The sequence below is a fragment of the SAR202 cluster bacterium genome (assembly GCA_016872285.1).
Lineage (GTDB): Bacteria > Chloroflexota > Dehalococcoidia > Lucifugimonadales.
Map to the genome: position 1 here is coordinate 1 of VGZZ01000060.1, position 13,894 is coordinate 13,894.

A 13,894-nucleotide genomic window follows, 5' to 3' on the forward strand; every position below is an offset into this window, starting at 1 on the left:
GCGGCTAGTTTACTTTCTGATAAAGGGGAGCTGCTCGAAAGCGCCGCCGACGACGGACTTGGAGTCCATCTTCATGTGCTGCTCCAAAAGGGAGGTGTAGAAGCCACGGAAGTCGTAATTGGGGGCCAGGTCTCCTTCCTGCAGGTCCTTCTCCTCCATGGACGGGTACTCGGAGTAGTGCCCGCCCTTCACGCCCTCCCCTATGGCTATGGCCACTCCGCCAGCCCCATGGTCCGTCCCTGAGCCGTTGTCCCGCACCCTCCGCCCGAACTCCGTGAACATGACCAGGACCACGTTGTCCGAGGCCTTGTGCTCCCTGAGGTCGGCGAAAAAGTCCGCCACCGCCCGGGCCGAGTCCTTCCACAGCTGCTTGTGCCCGGGCATCTGCGAGGCGTGGGTGTCGAAGCTGGCGTGCTGGGTGTAAAGGAACCGCGTCCCCAGATTAGCCAGGTGCACCATGGCCATGGCGCGGAACTTCTTGGCTATGGGGGTGTTGGCGTACTCCACCCCGCTTTTGTACATCTGCGGGGCCACCTTGAGAATGTCCGCGCCCTTTAAGGCGTCAAGGCCCGTCTGGCCCAGGTAGTCCATCACAGGGCCCCTTCCTATGGCAGGGGAGTAGACCCGGGCGAAGCGCTCCAAGGCCCGCTTCCTCTGCTCCTCTCCGTTGATGCCGGTGAGCACCCCGTAGTTCTCGATGTCGGACACGCTGGCTACCGGCACCCCGGGCATAGCCATGGCGCGGGGCAGCCCCTGGCCGAAGTTCACACCGGTCAGAACGTTGTCCTTTTTGGGGTCCAGCTGCTTGATGCCTCTTCCCACCCAGCCCTCGGTCCCCACCTTGGTGGGTTCGCACGTGTGCCAGATGTCCATGGAGCGGAAGTGGGAACGGGGGGAGTTCTCATAGCCTATCCCGTGGATAATGGCCATCTTCCCTTCGTCCCAGAACTTCTTAAGCGGCGCCATCTCAGGGTGCAGCCCGTAATTGTCGTCAATGCGCACCGCCTCGTTCTCCGGGATATAGACGGTGGTGCGGTAGTCGCGGTACTTGCCGTATTTGTTTAGGGGAATGATGGTGTTGAAGTAGTCGTTGCCGCCGGTGAGCTGGAACACTGCCAACACTGGGTCTTTCTTTGCCATTTACTTCTCTCCTTATAGATTGCTTTTAGACCAAACTAGCTTGTCTGTATTCTATCACCCTAAGCCTAACCGGCCCTCCCCATGGCCCGCTTAAAGACCATGGAGAAGGCCCTCTATACGCTTCTAGCAGAACTGGTACTCCCTTGTGGCGGCGATGAGCTGGAGCATCTCGGAGACCCTGGCGGCAAAGGCCCGGCGCTCGGCCTCGGTAGTCCCCCGCTTAAGCGGCCCGCCCGCTCGTGCGTGCTCGATAAGCTCCTTCCTGGTGCCGGAGTTCAGCTCCAGGTGTCCCAGCAGCTCCAATGAGCCGTCCACCAACTCCTCGGGAGTCAGGGTGGACTTGGAGCCCAGCCGGTTGATCATGGAGGCGACGCCGGGGAAGGCGGGGTCTCCCAGCTTGTTGGCCATGAAGTTGACCCGTCTTACCAAAGCCCCGGTGTCGATCCACTCGCTTCCTGTGTGCCAGCCTTCCACTGAGGGGGGGTTGATAAGCTCCTGGCCTTGATACGCCCCTTCCAGTCCGATTTCAAGCACCCCGGGCCTGGGCTCCTTGAAGTCCCCGATAAGCCGGATAGTGCCGGCCACCACTTCAGCGGGGTTTTTCACCTTGGCCCACCACACCTTCTCGTCCTTGAAGAAGGGCGCGTTGAAAAGGAACCTTAAAGTGCTTTTGACGTCGAAGCCTGAGTCCTTGAACACCTTGGCGATGGCGTCGACAGCCTTGGGGTTCTTGGAGGGCACGTCCAGCCATGAGGGGACCTGGACCTCATCCTCCACGAAGAAGTTGTAGAGGTGGCGCGCGATGAACTTGTGGCAGGAGGTCTCTTCCAGGATGATGTTTATGATGTCCTCGCCGTTGAACTTGCCCTTTCTGCCTAAGAAAGTCTTTTCGGAATCGTCGTGGTCCTCTTCCCTATACTCGAAGGTCCAGTGGTGGCGCTGGTAGGGGGTCCTGGGTATCTTGGGGCCGATGGTCCAGCCGGTGAAGGCTCTTGCGGCCATCTTGACGTCGTCCTCACTGTAGTGGCCCTGTCCCATGGAGAAGAGTTCGAGGAGTTCGCGGCCCCAGTTCTCGTTGGGGGCCTTTTTGTGGTTCTGGTTGTTGTCCAGCCAGAAGATCATGGCAGGGTCTTTGGAAAGGCGGATAAGCATGTCGCGGTAGTTGCCCATGCCGTAGTCGCGGAACATCTGGATCTGCTGGAGCATCTCCGGGGGGTTGTCGACCTTGGAGTTGCCGGTGGCGAAGACCATATGCCAGAAAAGGGTGATCTTCTCCTGAAGGGGTCTGTGGGTGGTGTAGAGGTGGTACATGAAGTTGGAGGTGCCCATGGCGGGGGCGGAGGGGACTTCCATGTCGGGGTAGTAGCGGGCTAAGGTGAGGTCGTCGTAGCGGGGCACGCCGTGGGCATCCGGGTCGATAAGCTCCTCCACGGTCTGCTCGTAGCCCTTCTTGGCCCGGGCCTCAAGCTCCTCATAAGAGGCCCCAAACCCCGCCCGGCGCATCAGGTGCGCCATCAACGCTATCTCTTTCTTCGTCGGCATGGCCTTTCCTTTCTTGCAAAATAGTTCTTGTTTTGTCCAGGTAAGGCTCCAAAAGCGTGGGCTTCGCCAAAGCCTTTGGAACGTGAACATTATAGTTTTTACTGTAAAAAAGTGTCAAGAATTTAGCTTTGAACTAGCTTTGCGGACGGTAACGTTTACTCTCTTCCTTAACGGGGCTGGATTTAATCCAGGTCTGCCCCTAAAATTACCCTAACTCGAAAGAGGCTAAGACATTTAGAAAGGGACAAGAGATGCCTAAATTCGCGCGTTATCATGCTCACGGCGAAGTCGCCTACGGGGTAGTGGAAGGCAACGCAGTGAAGCAGATCAAGGGAAGCATTTTCGGGAAGTACGAAGTGACGGACCGTACCCACACGCTGGCTGATGTGAAGCTGCTGGCTCCCTGCACCCCCGGGAAAATCCTCGCTGTCGGGCTCAACTACAAGAGCCACCTCGGCGAGCGAGACCCCATGAAAGAGCCTCTAATCTTCTACAAGCTCCCGTCGTCCGTAGTCGGCCCCAACGAGAACATTATCCTGCCCAAGTCCTTCACGGGCCGCGTCGACGAGGAGGGTGAGTTGGTGGCTATTATCAAAGACCGGTGTAAACACGTCGCCAAAGAGGACGCCCTCAAGCACGTCCTCGGCTACACCTGCGGCAACGACGTCAGCGCCCGCGAATGGCAGCGCGGGGACGGCCAATGGTGGCGCGCCAAGGCGTCGGACACTTTCAGCGCCCTGGGCCCCTACATCGCCACCGGCCTGAACCCCGATAATCTGAACTTGAAGGCTCGAGTTAACGGGAAGGTGGTCCAGGAAGAGAATACCAAAATGTTCCTCTTCAATCTGCAAGAAGTCATCGCCCACGTGACTAAATCGATAACCCTAGAGCCTGGCGATGTCATTTATACCGGCACGCCCGGTAAGACCGCCCAATTGCATGACGGCGACACAGTGGAGGTGGAAGTCGAAGGCGTAGGCGTCCTTCGCAATCCAGTCAAGAACGAGGCATAATTCAAAGACGGAAGCCCCATGAGCGGCCGGCCGCCGCTCATGGGGCGCGTATTCAGTCCAGGAGGTGTGGCATGAAGATGTATATCGGCGGGGAGTGGGTAAGTAAGAGAAACACCGCAGAAGTCATCAATCCTTACGACGGCTCTATAGTAGACACAGTCCCCAAAGCCGACGCTGAGGATGTTGAGACAGCCCTTGCCACCGCCCTAAAGGGCGCCCCAACCATGCGCAGGCTCTCAGCTTACGACCGTTACACCATTCTCCGTAAAGCCGCTGACCTCATAAGCCAGCGCGCCGAGGACTTCGCCCGTACCATAACCCTGGAAGAGGGCAAGGTCATCGCCGAAAGCCGCGCCGAAGTGCAGCGGGCCGTCCAGACCATCACCCTTTCTGCCGAGGAAGCTAAGAGGATTCATGGCGAGACGGTTCCCCTGGATGGTGTTCCAGGCGTAACCCGCCAGTTCGGTTTCACCATCAGGGTACCCTGCGGCGTAGTCGTAGCCATCAGCCCCTTCAACTTTCCTCTTAACCTGGTTTGTCATAAAGTGGGGCCTGCCTTGGCCGCCGGTAACTCAGTCATAATAAAACCAGCCAGCAACACACCCCTTTCGGCTCTAAAACTAACGGAAGTGCTCCTGGAAGCTGGATGCCCGCCGGAAGGCGTCCAGTGCATAACCGGCCCCGGCGGCAAAATCGGCGACCTTCTCTGCGCCGACTCACGAGTGCGCAAGATTACCTTCACCGGCAGCCGCGACGTGGGTGAGCATATAGTGAAAACAGCGGGCCTTAAGAAGGTGACCATGGAGCTGGGTTCCAACAGCCCCCTCATAATCATGCCTGACGCGGACATGGAAAAGGTCGTGGCCGCCACGGTCTCCAGCGGCTACTCCAACGCCGGCCAAGTATGTATATCCACCCAGCGAGTCCTGATTGGCAATAAGGCCTACGGCGACTTCCTGGATGCTCTCAAACCCGCCGTGGAGGGCATTACCACCGGCAATCCCCTGGACGAAAAGGTCAGGATGGGTCCAATGATCCGAGAGGCCGACGCCGCTCGCGTAAATGAGTGGATTAAAGAGGCGGTGGGACAGGGGGCGCGAGTTGTCGCTGGCGGGTCGCGGCAAGGCAGGATGCATCAGCCCACTGTCGTTGCCGACGTCAAGCCCCAGATGCGGATATCGCGCGACGAGCTGTTCGGGCCAGCGGTGGCAGTGACGCGCTTCGGAGATATCAACGAGGCCATCGCCCTTGCCAATGACTCCAAATACGGACTCAGCGCCGGCATTTTTACCCAGAACATCGACTGGGCTATGAAGTTCGCTCGTGAGGTAGATTCGGGTAACCTGATGATCAACTCCGGTCCCCAGTGGCGCGCCGACCTGATGCCTTACGGCGGTCTCAAAGAAAGCGGCATGGGTAAGGAGGGACCGAGATATGCTGTGGAGGAGATGACCGAACTGAAGATGGTGGTCTTCCACCTACAGGAGTAAATATGGCAAGCAAACACAAGCTCGGCGACGTAGCTACCAAGCTCCTCTTCGAGAACGACAAGGTCAAGATTTGGGAGCTTAACCTGGCCCCCGGCGAGTCCAGCGCCTGGCACCACCATACTATGGATTACATAACCGTGGGATTGACCGAAAGCTACATGAAGCGTGAAATGGAGGATGGCGCCGGTGACGAGACCCATCCCATACCAGGCCAGTGGCGTTACGCCGAAAAGCACCAGCCCCATCGTGTCACCAACGTGGGCAAGACTCGCCATCGCAACATTCTCATCGAACTGAAGGAGTCCTAATATGCCGGAAGGCCCCAAGATTTCAAAGCATGACTTCCTCAAGCTGGCCGCCCTCAATGGACTCGACACCTCGGATGGCGAGCACATGGATGAGGTCTACAAGCACTACACTGAGTTCATGGGCGTCATCGAGCAGCTTCGCAAGTTGGATTTGGGAGATGTGGAGCCGTCAAACATCTTCTCGCCGGCCAGGGAGTAGACTGTGTCTGTCTCAGAACTTCATTACTTGAGCGTCGGCAAGCTGTCCGAGCTTATATCGACAAAGAAGCTCTCGCCTGTAGAACTGACCGAAGCGTGTCTTCATCGTGTCGAGGCAACCGAATCTAGGCTTAACTCCTTCATAACTCCTCCGGGCGATGAGGCTCTGGCGGCGGCGCGAAAAGCCGAGAAGGAGATAACTAAGGGTGAGTATAAGGGGCCGCTGCACGGCATACCCTTCGCGCAAAAGGACCTGTTCCACGTGGAAGGAATGCGCAACACCTGCGGCTCCAAAATTCTGGACCGCTTTGTGGCCGACCGCGATAGCACCGTAGTCTCCAGGCTAAAAAATGCTGGCGCCATCATCTTCGGCAAGACCAATCTCCATCAATTCGCCTTCGGCCCCACCGGGCTTAACGCCGACTACGGTCACATGCACAACCCTTGGGATGTGGGTCGGTTGGCTGGCGGCTCCAGCGGCGGCTCTGGTTCAGCTGTGGCCTCTGGTCAGTGCCCCCTAGCTACCGGCACCGACACCGGCGGCTCCGTCCGAATCCCAGCGTCTCTGTGCGGCATCAGCGGCATTAAACCCACTTACGGCCGCGTCAGCCGCTACGGCGTCGAGCCCCTGGCCTGGACACTAGACCACCCCGGCCCCATGGCCCGGACGGTAGAAGACTGCGCCATCGCCCTGCAGTCGATGGCTGGCTATGACCCTAAAGACCCCGCAACCTCTAAGCAAGAAGTCCCGGATTATCGGGAGTCGCTGACTGGAAAAGTCAAGGGCTTGAGGATTGGCGTTCCGGAGGAGTACTGGCAATCGCCCGTCGACCCAAGGGTGCGGGCGTCGGTTGAAGAGGCTTTAGGTGTCTTCAAGAAGATCGGGGCCACGGTCAAAAAAGTGTCGTGGCCTATGTACAAGCACTCGGCTACCATCTCCACACCCCTAATTTATGCCGAGGCCACGGCTTACCATCGCGACCAGTTGCTGAAGCGAGGCAGGGAGTATGACCCTTCCATACGCTGGAGGCTGGAGGTGGGGCTGTTCATTACCGCCGAGGACTATCTAACTGCTTTAAGGGCTAGGGAGGCCTACAACCAGGAGACCCTGGGACTACTGAAAGATGTGGACTTGCTGGTTGGCCCCACCGAGCCTGTGGTCGCGCCCCTCATTGAGGCTACAGACCTTCGAGTTAACGGTGTGCCTATCGGCGCCATCGGCGCTTTGACTCAATACACCCGCCCCTTCAACATCACTGGCTTTCCCGCCCTGTCTGTGCCCTGTGGATTTGTGGAAGGCTTACCCGTAGGTCTGCAATTGGCCGGGCGTCCTTTTGACGAAGCCACCGTGCTCAACACTGGCTATTCCTACCAGCAAGCCACCGACTGGCATGAGAGGCGTCCGCCCATTTAGGACAGTGTTGTTGGCGTGTGGTTTTGTTGTTGCTCTAATGTCGGCTGGCGTACAATAGGATTGTAGATAACGCTTTAGTAAGGCCCTAATGACATCTCTTTACGAAAAATTGGACTCTATAGAGGCTCGATATAAAGAGCTTTCCGAGCTAATGTCCCAGCCGGACATAGCCGCTGACTACGCCAAGTTCCAAGTCCTGGCAAAAGAGAGCGCCGGCCTTGATGAGACCGTCAAAATATATCAGGAGCTGAAGAAGGCCCAAAAGCAGCAGAATGATGCCAGGGCCATCATCGAAGGCGAAGACGACGATGAACTCCTCGCTCTGGCTAAGGAAGAATTGCAAAGCTCGTCGGAGCGTGCCGAAACTCTCGAGCGCAAAATAAAGATATCGTTGTTGCCTAAAGACCCCAACGACGAGCGTAACGTTATCGTGGAAGTCAGGAAAGGCGCCGGTGGGCGTGAGGCGGGCATCTTTGCGGGCGACCTCTATCGAATGTATAGTCGCTACGCTCAGCGGCAGGGCTGGCAGGTGGAGGTGCTCGATTCCAACCCCGAGGAGATGGAAGGCTTCAGCGAGGTTGTGTTCGCGGTCAAGGGTGATGGGGCTTTCAGCAGGCTGAAGTATGAACGCGGCGTCCATAGGGTACAGCGGGTTCCCCTGACCGAAGCCTCCGGGCGTATCCACACCTCTACCGCTACAGTGGCGGTGCTGCCGGAGGCCGAGGAGTTGGACGTGAAGGTGAACCCTGACGAGCTTCGCATCGACGTGTTCCACGCTGGCGGCGCCGGCGGCCAGAACGTGAACAAAGTGGCTACCGCCATTCGCATTGTCCATTTGCCAACCGGCCTGGTGGTCACCTGCCAGGACGAGCGCTCCCAGCACAAGAACAGGCAGCGGGCTATGGAAATCCTACGCGCGCGCTTGTACGAAGCAGAGCGGGAGAAACGCGAGTCCGAGATCTCCGAGTCCAGACGCGCTCAGGTGGGCGGCGCCGAGCGGGCGGAGAAGGTCCGCACCTATAATTTCCCCCAGGACCGGCTGACTGACCACCGTATAGGCCAGAGCTTCTACGGCCTGCCACGCATCATGGACGGCGGCCTCGATGATGTCATTGAAGCACTAACCGCCGACGAGCAGGTCAAAAACCTGGAAGCAGCCCTGGCCGTCTAGCCCCCGTTAGCTTTCGATTTGCGGCTTCTAAATCCTGGATGTGTCCATGACTATAGCCCAATGGCTCCTGGATATTCGCCAAGCCTTACTCAAGGCTGGCATATCTGAAGAAGAGGCATGGACCGAGTCGGAATTGATTCTGCGAGAAACTCTTGGCCTAGACCGTACCCAACTACACCTCCAGGCCATGGAGTCAGTCTCGTCCATTCTAGCCGAGAAGCTGGAACACATCGTATCCTGCCGCGCCAAGCGTGAACCTCTGGCATACATCTTCGGCCACTGGCCCTTCTACGGCCTGGATATCATTGTCACGCCGGACGTTCTCATACCCAGGCCGGAGACTGAAGGATTGGTCGAGATAGCAATGGCCCTTTGCCGCCGGCTGCAAGCTAAGAAGCCCTCACGGAAGGTTGTCGATGTAGGTACTGGTAGTGGAGCAGTGGCTGTTGTTCTAGCCAAGGAGGCCGGTCTTGAAGAGGTTATGGCTGCTGATTCTTCTCGCGAGGCGCTGGGAGTGGCCCATCGAAACTTGTGTAAATACGGACTGGGCCACAGGGTAAAGTTGTTGGAGGGGGACCTTCTGGAGCCTATCGCGAGTCCTTTGGACCTGATCATCGCCAACCTCCCCTACATTCCCACCAGCCGCCTCCCCAATCTGCAACCCGAGGTGCGATGGGAGCCGCGTCAAGCCCTGGACGGAGGCCCTGATGGATTGAATGTAATCAAGAGAATGCTGATGCAGGCTAAGAGGAAGCTAGCCGCTGGCGGGTCCATTCTCCTGGAAATCGATGAAGGACAATCAGAACCGCTAAAAGCCTTCTCGAAAGACCTATTTCCAAATGCTGCGATGTCAGTGGAGAAGGACCTGGCGGGGCTGGACCGATACTTCTTACTTGAGTCCGACAGCCTGCTGGACTAGTCGGAGGAGGGCAGACTGCGGGGGGCCTGGACCTCCATGGGCTGATCGCAGCAGACAGCTACGCCCACGCCTGCCTTAACGCACAAAACCAGGGTGCCGCACTTTTTGCAGGCATACCTTTTTCCTAATTGATTGGCCATGAAGATTTAAGACTTTAGTTGCATGGGCTGGCCGCAGCATGTGAGAGCGCCGCTGCCGCCTTTAGTCACCAGTAATTCAGAACCGCATTTTGCGCAGACGTACCGCTTCCCTGTTTGGTTTGCCACAACAATCCCCATGCTCTTGATAGCTTTAATTCTAGTCATTCAGACGCAAACGGGTCAACGCCTAGAAGGCGGCGGTGGCCTCTATCTCTATCTTAAGTCCGGCCCTTGCCAGTCCGGGCGACGCTACTAGTGTGCTGGTTGGGTACTGCCCCTTGAAGACCTCTTCCACCAGCGCATCGAATTTTGATATCAGCGGCCTGAAGGCAGGCATGTCGGTGACATATATCACCATGCGGACCACGTCTGAAGGCTTGCCGCCTTCCGCTTCTACAATGCGTTTGATCCTATCCAGGGTTACCTTTGCCTGAGTGAGAACGTCGGCGGCCTCAGCGGGGGTATTAACAGCGGTGCAGCCGGAAATGAAAAGCATATCACCGGCGCGAATACTGCGCACATAGTTTCCAATGGTTGGAGCTATTGATTGATGGTTATTCCGTGTCTTCCTCATATTGGCCTCCTGTAAATTAAACTCGCGCCCGATGGAAGCGCATTATAAGGACTGTAGAGGCATAAGTCTCCCCTTATCCTTAATTCATACCAATAGCAGATTGAGAAAAAGAAAGGCCCCCGACTATCGGGGGCCTTTTCTTCAGGAGTCTATTGGTTAAGCGTGAACCCTGCGATTGCGGCGCAGGAAGTACCCGCCGCTGACCAGAATGAAGGCGCCTGCTGCTAGGGCAATGACAGCGAACACTGTGTAGCTGACATCGCCGGTTGAAGGAGGCACAGGAGCGGGAACAAACACTATGGGATTGTAAGTAGCCATGTTCTGGGCGCCCAGGTGCGCCTGAGCGGCTCCGCCCTCACCGGTACCCCATGTGATGGTGCCGTCGCGGTTGGCGTCGAATCCATGAAGGGACCTATTCAGCAGGAGTTCGGCATTGGAGGCGTAAGCCTTAGCTACCGTCAGGGAGTCGGTGGCGCGGCCCTGGATGGCAGCGTCGCGGGCCTGACCGGCCCAACTGGCTACGTTATCTGAGGACTGGGAAACGTTAGGCTCGAACCTGGTTATAACAACGTCGCCGGAGGAAGCTGTTAGCGCCAGCTGAGCGTGAGTCTTGGCCAGTCCAGCATACTTGAGAACGCCTGCTCCGTCGCCCGGATTGCCGGAGGAAGCGACGAAGTTGGCGCCGGCAGAACCTTCCACAATGTTAATGACGTTGGCAAGATGGAGCTTCACATCGCTAAGCGTCGTGGAAGCAGCTGCCACGCCGGCATGGTAATGCGCCAGATCAGTCTGCTCCCGCAGGCCGACAGTTATGCCCTTAGGCACGCCGTTATGAGGCCCGGAGGTGTAGTTCGGGTTGCCGTTTAGCGAATAAAGGAGGTGGCGAATATGAGGCAAGGCGCCCGAAGGAAGCTGGTCGCGATAAGCAACTTTGGTGGACGCGTTGGCGCTGCTATCCGGGACAGGCTCAATGGTGATCTCAAACTTATCGTATATCGAGGCCAGATTGCGCTTCTCGGGGTTTGAATACGTGTGAGCGACAACACCGCTGGCGTTTACAGCCAGGATGCCCACGCTTATCCTAGCGCTCCCGTTGTCGGTAACCAGCCAGCCTTCATAAGCCTCGTTAGCGTTGAGCTTTGTTACGTTGGTCAGGTTTACCACCAGCTTGTCAGAGGGACCGGGGGCGGACTCTTTTATCACCGCATCACCTTGGATATTGGCTTGCGCCAGACTGGCGGGGATAAGAATTGCCAGAAGGGCAGCCAGAAGAGAAACTGAGATTAGCCTGAAAAAGTACATTGAACCTCCTATACCGCTGTCGCGAAGGGATTATTTTCGCTATTTAACTACGCTACAGTACGGAAAACGGATTACACCAGTCAAAACTGGAGGCGTATTATAAGGGTATAGTAAGACTATTGGCAAGAGTTTTTAACGTCTAAAAAAAGGATAATTCGAGAGAAACCCAGGCTTCCTCCTGCCCTGCTCTTTTTATGAAGTGCGGAGAAAGGCGCCGACGTCGCCGGTCACCCTAGTTATAGCGCTCCAGCGGCCTCAGGTTGGATATATCCGGCTTAAGGCCCTGTCTCTCCACTCTAGTCAGTAAGCTGGTGATAGCTTCGTTGATAGGGGTAGGGACATTGGCCTGCTTCCCCTTCTCGACTACGTAGCCGTTGAGGTAGTCAATTTCAGTCCGGCGCTTCTTCATGAGGTCTTGAAGCATGGAGGGCAGACCCTCCCCCCGCTCCTTGGACCGAAATGCCATTTCTGTCTCCACATCCTCCATAGCTGCGGCATCTGAGTCGGCCTGAAGATACTTCTGCGCGGGAATGCCGTTAATAGGCTCGACTGTAATCCCCAGGGCCTGCCCTACCCGGATGGCCTCAGCCGCGGCGCGTATGAGAATCCGGCGAGTGGCGGGATTGCGGCGCACCTCGGCGGACGAAAGGCCAGTAATGCCGGCCATAGGGTTGACCATGCAGTTGACCGCCAGCTTAGCCCATCGCTCGCCCCAGGTATTTGACGTGGTCTTCGTTATACCGACGGCGGACATCATCTGCGCTAGTTCTTCAAGCCGAGGCGTAACGCGGCCATGCAGCTCGCCGACGGTGATGGCTAGCGCCTCCGGCTCGTTGGTGCGGAGGGCGTTAGCCGGCTCGTACATCGCGCCGCCCAGAGTGAGGATGCAGGACAGGACCCGGGTGTAGCCGGCGATAGGACATATCCAGTCCTCATTTATGCTGTTCTGGGCCGACACTATCGCGCCGTCAGACTTGAGATAAGACAGCACGAACTGGGTGGCCCATTTCGTGTCGTAAGACTTGACACAGATAAAGATCCAGTCGAACCGCGGGTTTAGGGCGCTGACCTCGGAGAGATGTAAGGCCTTGACCGGAATCTGCTGGTCGCCGTGAGTCCCGCTGACCCGGAGGCCCCTCTGCTTCATTGTGTTGACGTTTTCAGGCCACTGGTCTATGAGGGTGACATCGTAGCCGGCCTTGGTGAGGGGCCCGCCAATGGTGCCCCCAATGGCGCCGACGCCTATGACGCCGATTTTTTTAGAGTTTTTCTTAATCTTAAGGGGCATGGGGTGGTGCGCTCCTACGGAGTTAATGCGTGAAGATTGTGGAGGAACACCTGTAGTTTGGCAAGAAGTCAGGTTCGGTAGGAAGCTGTGACCTACTTGCTCAGATGCTTCTCAAAGAAAGCAAAGACCTTCTGCCAGCCGTCCATAGCCGCGTGGTGCCGGTAGTTAGGCGTGTTGTAGTTAAAGAAGGCGTGGGCTGCCCCTGGATAGCTATGGAATTCATAAACCTTGCCGTATTTCTTCATCTCTTTTTCTTGCTGGGCCACGTGGGCCGGGCTGGGACTCTTGTCGTCCTGGCCGAAGAGTCCCAATACTGGACAAGCCAGGTCTTTAGTGTATTCGATGGGCGCGACGGGCATAGCCGCTGTCAACTCCTCCTTCGACATGACCACAAGCCCGCCCCACAGGTCTACGCATGCGCGAAACAGCTTTGAGCGGCATGCCGCCAGGTACGAATGCCGCCCGCCGAAGAGGCCGAGCTTACCATTGATGTAGGGAAGAGATAGAAGGTACCGGCCGCTGCCCTCCACGTCGCCGACGGCCCGGTTATCCGACAGGCCACCCTGAGCTTTGACACGGTCGGCGACCTCCAGCGGGTCGCCGGGGCCGGCGCGGGAGTAAAGGTTAGGACAGATGGCGGCGTAGCCTCGACGGGCCAGCCTGAGAGCGGCTTCTTTCCACCAGTCGTCCCACCCTGCCGGTGGTGAATGACTACGACACCCGGGAAAGGGCCGGGCTCCAGAGGTCGTCCAAGATATGAGGTAACAATGTCGCCGTTATGACCGGGATATTTGACAACCTCAGCGAGGAGGGGGTCGTAGATATCAATTTTAGGCATCAGGCACTTTCCAATACTAACGGCCCTTGCGCTGGATAAACTCTTTGAAGCCTTCTTCCACTGGGAGTCCTTTGTACTGCCCGTGCCGCGCATCAAACTCGGCGTCCCACTGCTGTCTCCATGAGCGGCCCAGACCATCGATAATGAGGGCTTTAACCCCCTGAACCGATGTAGGGTAGTTGGCTGCGATGAGTGAAGCCAACTCGCGCGCCTTATCCATGAGCTTGCTGGCGGGGACCAGGTGGTTCAGCAGCCCCAGTTGCCGCGCTTCCTCGGCCTCGACAACTCGACCGCTGTAGAGAAGCTCCTTGGCCTTAGGCCAGCCGATCATGTGCTGCAAAGTCCAGGTGCCGTTAAGCTGTCCATATGCAACTGCCAGGAACCGGAACTTGGAGCGCTCGCAGCCCACCAGGAAGTCCAGCGAGGTAGCCAGAATAGTGCCGCCGCCATAGCATAAGCCGTTGATAGCGCCGATGATGGGCTTCTTGCAGGTGGCGATTTTCCACTGGGCGTTGTACCTGGTAGGCTGGGCCTCCTCCTTTTGGGCGTCGGTATAA

General features: G+C 57.4%; 15 protein-coding genes and 1 pseudogene. 7 read left to right on the top strand and 9 right to left on the bottom strand.

Annotated elements, in window-relative coordinates; all coding sequences use genetic code 11:
* Nucleotides 1-9 precede the first annotated feature (9 nt).
* Together FJ320_11895 and FJ320_11900 are read right to left on the bottom strand one after the other, a co-directional pair.
* Nucleotides 10-1,140, bottom strand: a complete 1,131-nt coding sequence (locus FJ320_11895; GenBank protein MBM3926656.1) for a DUF1501 domain-containing protein — start codon at nucleotides 1,138-1,140, stop codon at nucleotides 10-12.
* 123 nt (nucleotides 1,141-1,263) lie between these two features.
* Complete coding sequence (locus FJ320_11900; protein MBM3926657.1) at nucleotides 1,264-2,682, bottom strand: DUF1800 domain-containing protein; 1,419 nt, start codon at nucleotides 2,680-2,682, stop codon at nucleotides 1,264-1,266.
* 251 nt (nucleotides 2,683-2,933) lie between these two features.
* Here FJ320_11900 and FJ320_11905 point away from each other — a divergent pair, with 251 nt between their 5' ends.
* The 7 genes from FJ320_11905 to prmC all read left to right on the top strand — a co-directional run bounded on the left by FJ320_11905 (nucleotide 2,934) and on the right by prmC (nucleotide 9,195).
* On the top strand, nucleotides 2,934-3,695 hold the full coding sequence (locus FJ320_11905) for a DUF2437 domain-containing protein (protein MBM3926658.1): 762 nt from the start codon (nucleotides 2,934-2,936) through the stop codon (nucleotides 3,693-3,695).
* A 71-nt stretch (nucleotides 3,696-3,766) separates the two neighbouring features.
* Nucleotides 3,767-5,185 carry an aldehyde dehydrogenase family protein gene (locus FJ320_11910; protein MBM3926659.1) on the top strand — a complete coding sequence of 473 codons (1,419 nt, stop codon included), beginning with the start codon at nucleotides 3,767-3,769 and terminating at the stop codon, nucleotides 5,183-5,185.
* Nucleotides 5,186-5,187: 2 nt separating this feature from the next.
* The gene (locus FJ320_11915) at nucleotides 5,188-5,493 is read left to right on the top strand and encodes a hypothetical protein (GenBank protein ID MBM3926660.1); all 306 of its coding nucleotides are present in this window, start codon (nucleotides 5,188-5,190) and stop codon (nucleotides 5,491-5,493) included.
* A gap of 1 nt (nucleotide 5,494) precedes the next feature.
* Nucleotides 5,495-5,692 (top strand): hypothetical protein, encoded by a 198-nt coding sequence (locus FJ320_11920; protein ID MBM3926661.1) that lies wholly within the window; start codon nucleotides 5,495-5,497, stop codon nucleotides 5,690-5,692.
* 3 nt (nucleotides 5,693-5,695) lie between these two features.
* Nucleotides 5,696-7,105 carry an amidase gene (locus tag FJ320_11925; protein ID MBM3926662.1) on the top strand — a complete coding sequence of 470 codons (1,410 nt, stop codon included), beginning with the start codon at nucleotides 5,696-5,698 and terminating at the stop codon, nucleotides 7,103-7,105.
* Between the two features lie 88 nt (nucleotides 7,106-7,193).
* On the top strand, nucleotides 7,194-8,276 hold the full coding sequence (gene prfA, locus FJ320_11930) for a peptide chain release factor 1 (GenBank protein ID MBM3926663.1): 1,083 nt from the start codon (nucleotides 7,194-7,196) through the stop codon (nucleotides 8,274-8,276).
* A gap of 46 nt (nucleotides 8,277-8,322) precedes the next feature.
* Nucleotides 8,323-9,195, top strand: a complete 873-nt coding sequence (prmC, locus tag FJ320_11935; GenBank protein MBM3926664.1) for a peptide chain release factor N(5)-glutamine methyltransferase — start codon at nucleotides 8,323-8,325, stop codon at nucleotides 9,193-9,195.
* Here prmC and FJ320_11940 read toward each other — a convergent pair.
* From FJ320_11940 to FJ320_11970, 7 genes and pseudogenes are all read right to left on the bottom strand, one after another.
* A complete protein-coding gene (locus tag FJ320_11940) occupies nucleotides 9,192-9,335 on the bottom strand; it encodes a desulfoferrodoxin (GenBank protein ID MBM3926665.1) in 144 nt (47 codons plus the stop codon). The genes prmC and FJ320_11940 overlap by 4 nt on opposite strands.
* Nucleotides 9,336-9,341: 6 nt before the next feature.
* Nucleotides 9,342-9,473 carry a hypothetical protein gene (locus FJ320_11945; GenBank protein ID MBM3926666.1) on the bottom strand — a complete coding sequence of 44 codons (132 nt, stop codon included), beginning with the start codon at nucleotides 9,471-9,473 and terminating at the stop codon, nucleotides 9,342-9,344.
* A gap of 49 nt (nucleotides 9,474-9,522) precedes the next feature.
* A complete protein-coding gene (locus tag FJ320_11950) occupies nucleotides 9,523-9,909 on the bottom strand; it encodes a RidA family protein (GenBank protein ID MBM3926667.1) in 387 nt (128 codons plus the stop codon).
* A 156-nt stretch (nucleotides 9,910-10,065) separates the two neighbouring features.
* Complete coding sequence (locus FJ320_11955) at nucleotides 10,066-11,211, bottom strand: hypothetical protein (GenBank protein MBM3926668.1); 1,146 nt, start codon at nucleotides 11,209-11,211, stop codon at nucleotides 10,066-10,068.
* A 232-nt stretch (nucleotides 11,212-11,443) separates the two neighbouring features.
* Entirely contained in the window at nucleotides 11,444-12,499 is a 1,056-nt protein-coding gene (locus FJ320_11960; protein MBM3926669.1) for a 2-dehydropantoate 2-reductase, read from the bottom strand.
* Between the two features lie 92 nt (nucleotides 12,500-12,591).
* Nucleotides 12,592-13,337, bottom strand: a pseudogene (locus tag FJ320_11965) (dienelactone hydrolase family protein).
* A 16-nt stretch (nucleotides 13,338-13,353) separates the two neighbouring features.
* On the bottom strand, nucleotides 13,354-13,894 hold a 541-nt coding region (locus tag FJ320_11970; protein ID MBM3926670.1), incomplete at its 5' end, for an enoyl-CoA hydratase/isomerase family protein.

Coding starts and splice junctions, on each gene's coding strand:
- FJ320_11895 (MBM3926656.1), bottom strand. CDS start 1,140: ATGGCAAAGAAAGACCCAGTGTTGGCAGTGTTCCAGCTCACCGGCGGC.
- FJ320_11900 (MBM3926657.1), bottom strand. CDS start 2,682: ATGCCGACGAAGAAAGAGATAGCGTTGATGGCGCACCTGATGCGCCGG.
- FJ320_11905 (MBM3926658.1), top strand. CDS start 2,934: ATGCCTAAATTCGCGCGTTATCATGCTCACGGCGAAGTCGCCTACGGG.
- FJ320_11910 (MBM3926659.1), top strand. CDS start 3,767: ATGAAGATGTATATCGGCGGGGAGTGGGTAAGTAAGAGAAACACCGCA.
- FJ320_11915 (MBM3926660.1), top strand. CDS start 5,188: ATGGCAAGCAAACACAAGCTCGGCGACGTAGCTACCAAGCTCCTCTTC.
- FJ320_11920 (MBM3926661.1), top strand. CDS start 5,495: ATGCCGGAAGGCCCCAAGATTTCAAAGCATGACTTCCTCAAGCTGGCC.
- prfA (MBM3926663.1), top strand. CDS start 7,194: ATGACATCTCTTTACGAAAAATTGGACTCTATAGAGGCTCGATATAAA.
- prmC (MBM3926664.1), top strand. CDS start 8,323: ATGACTATAGCCCAATGGCTCCTGGATATTCGCCAAGCCTTACTCAAG.
- FJ320_11940 (MBM3926665.1), bottom strand. CDS start 9,335: ATGGCCAATCAATTAGGAAAAAGGTATGCCTGCAAAAAGTGCGGCACC.
- FJ320_11945 (MBM3926666.1), bottom strand. CDS start 9,473: ATGGGGATTGTTGTGGCAAACCAAACAGGGAAGCGGTACGTCTGCGCA.
- FJ320_11950 (MBM3926667.1), bottom strand. CDS start 9,909: ATGAGGAAGACACGGAATAACCATCAATCAATAGCTCCAACCATTGGA.
- FJ320_11955 (MBM3926668.1), bottom strand. CDS start 11,211: ATGTACTTTTTCAGGCTAATCTCAGTTTCTCTTCTGGCTGCCCTTCTG.
- FJ320_11960 (MBM3926669.1), bottom strand. CDS start 12,499: ATGCCCCTTAAGATTAAGAAAAACTCTAAAAAAATCGGCGTCATAGGC.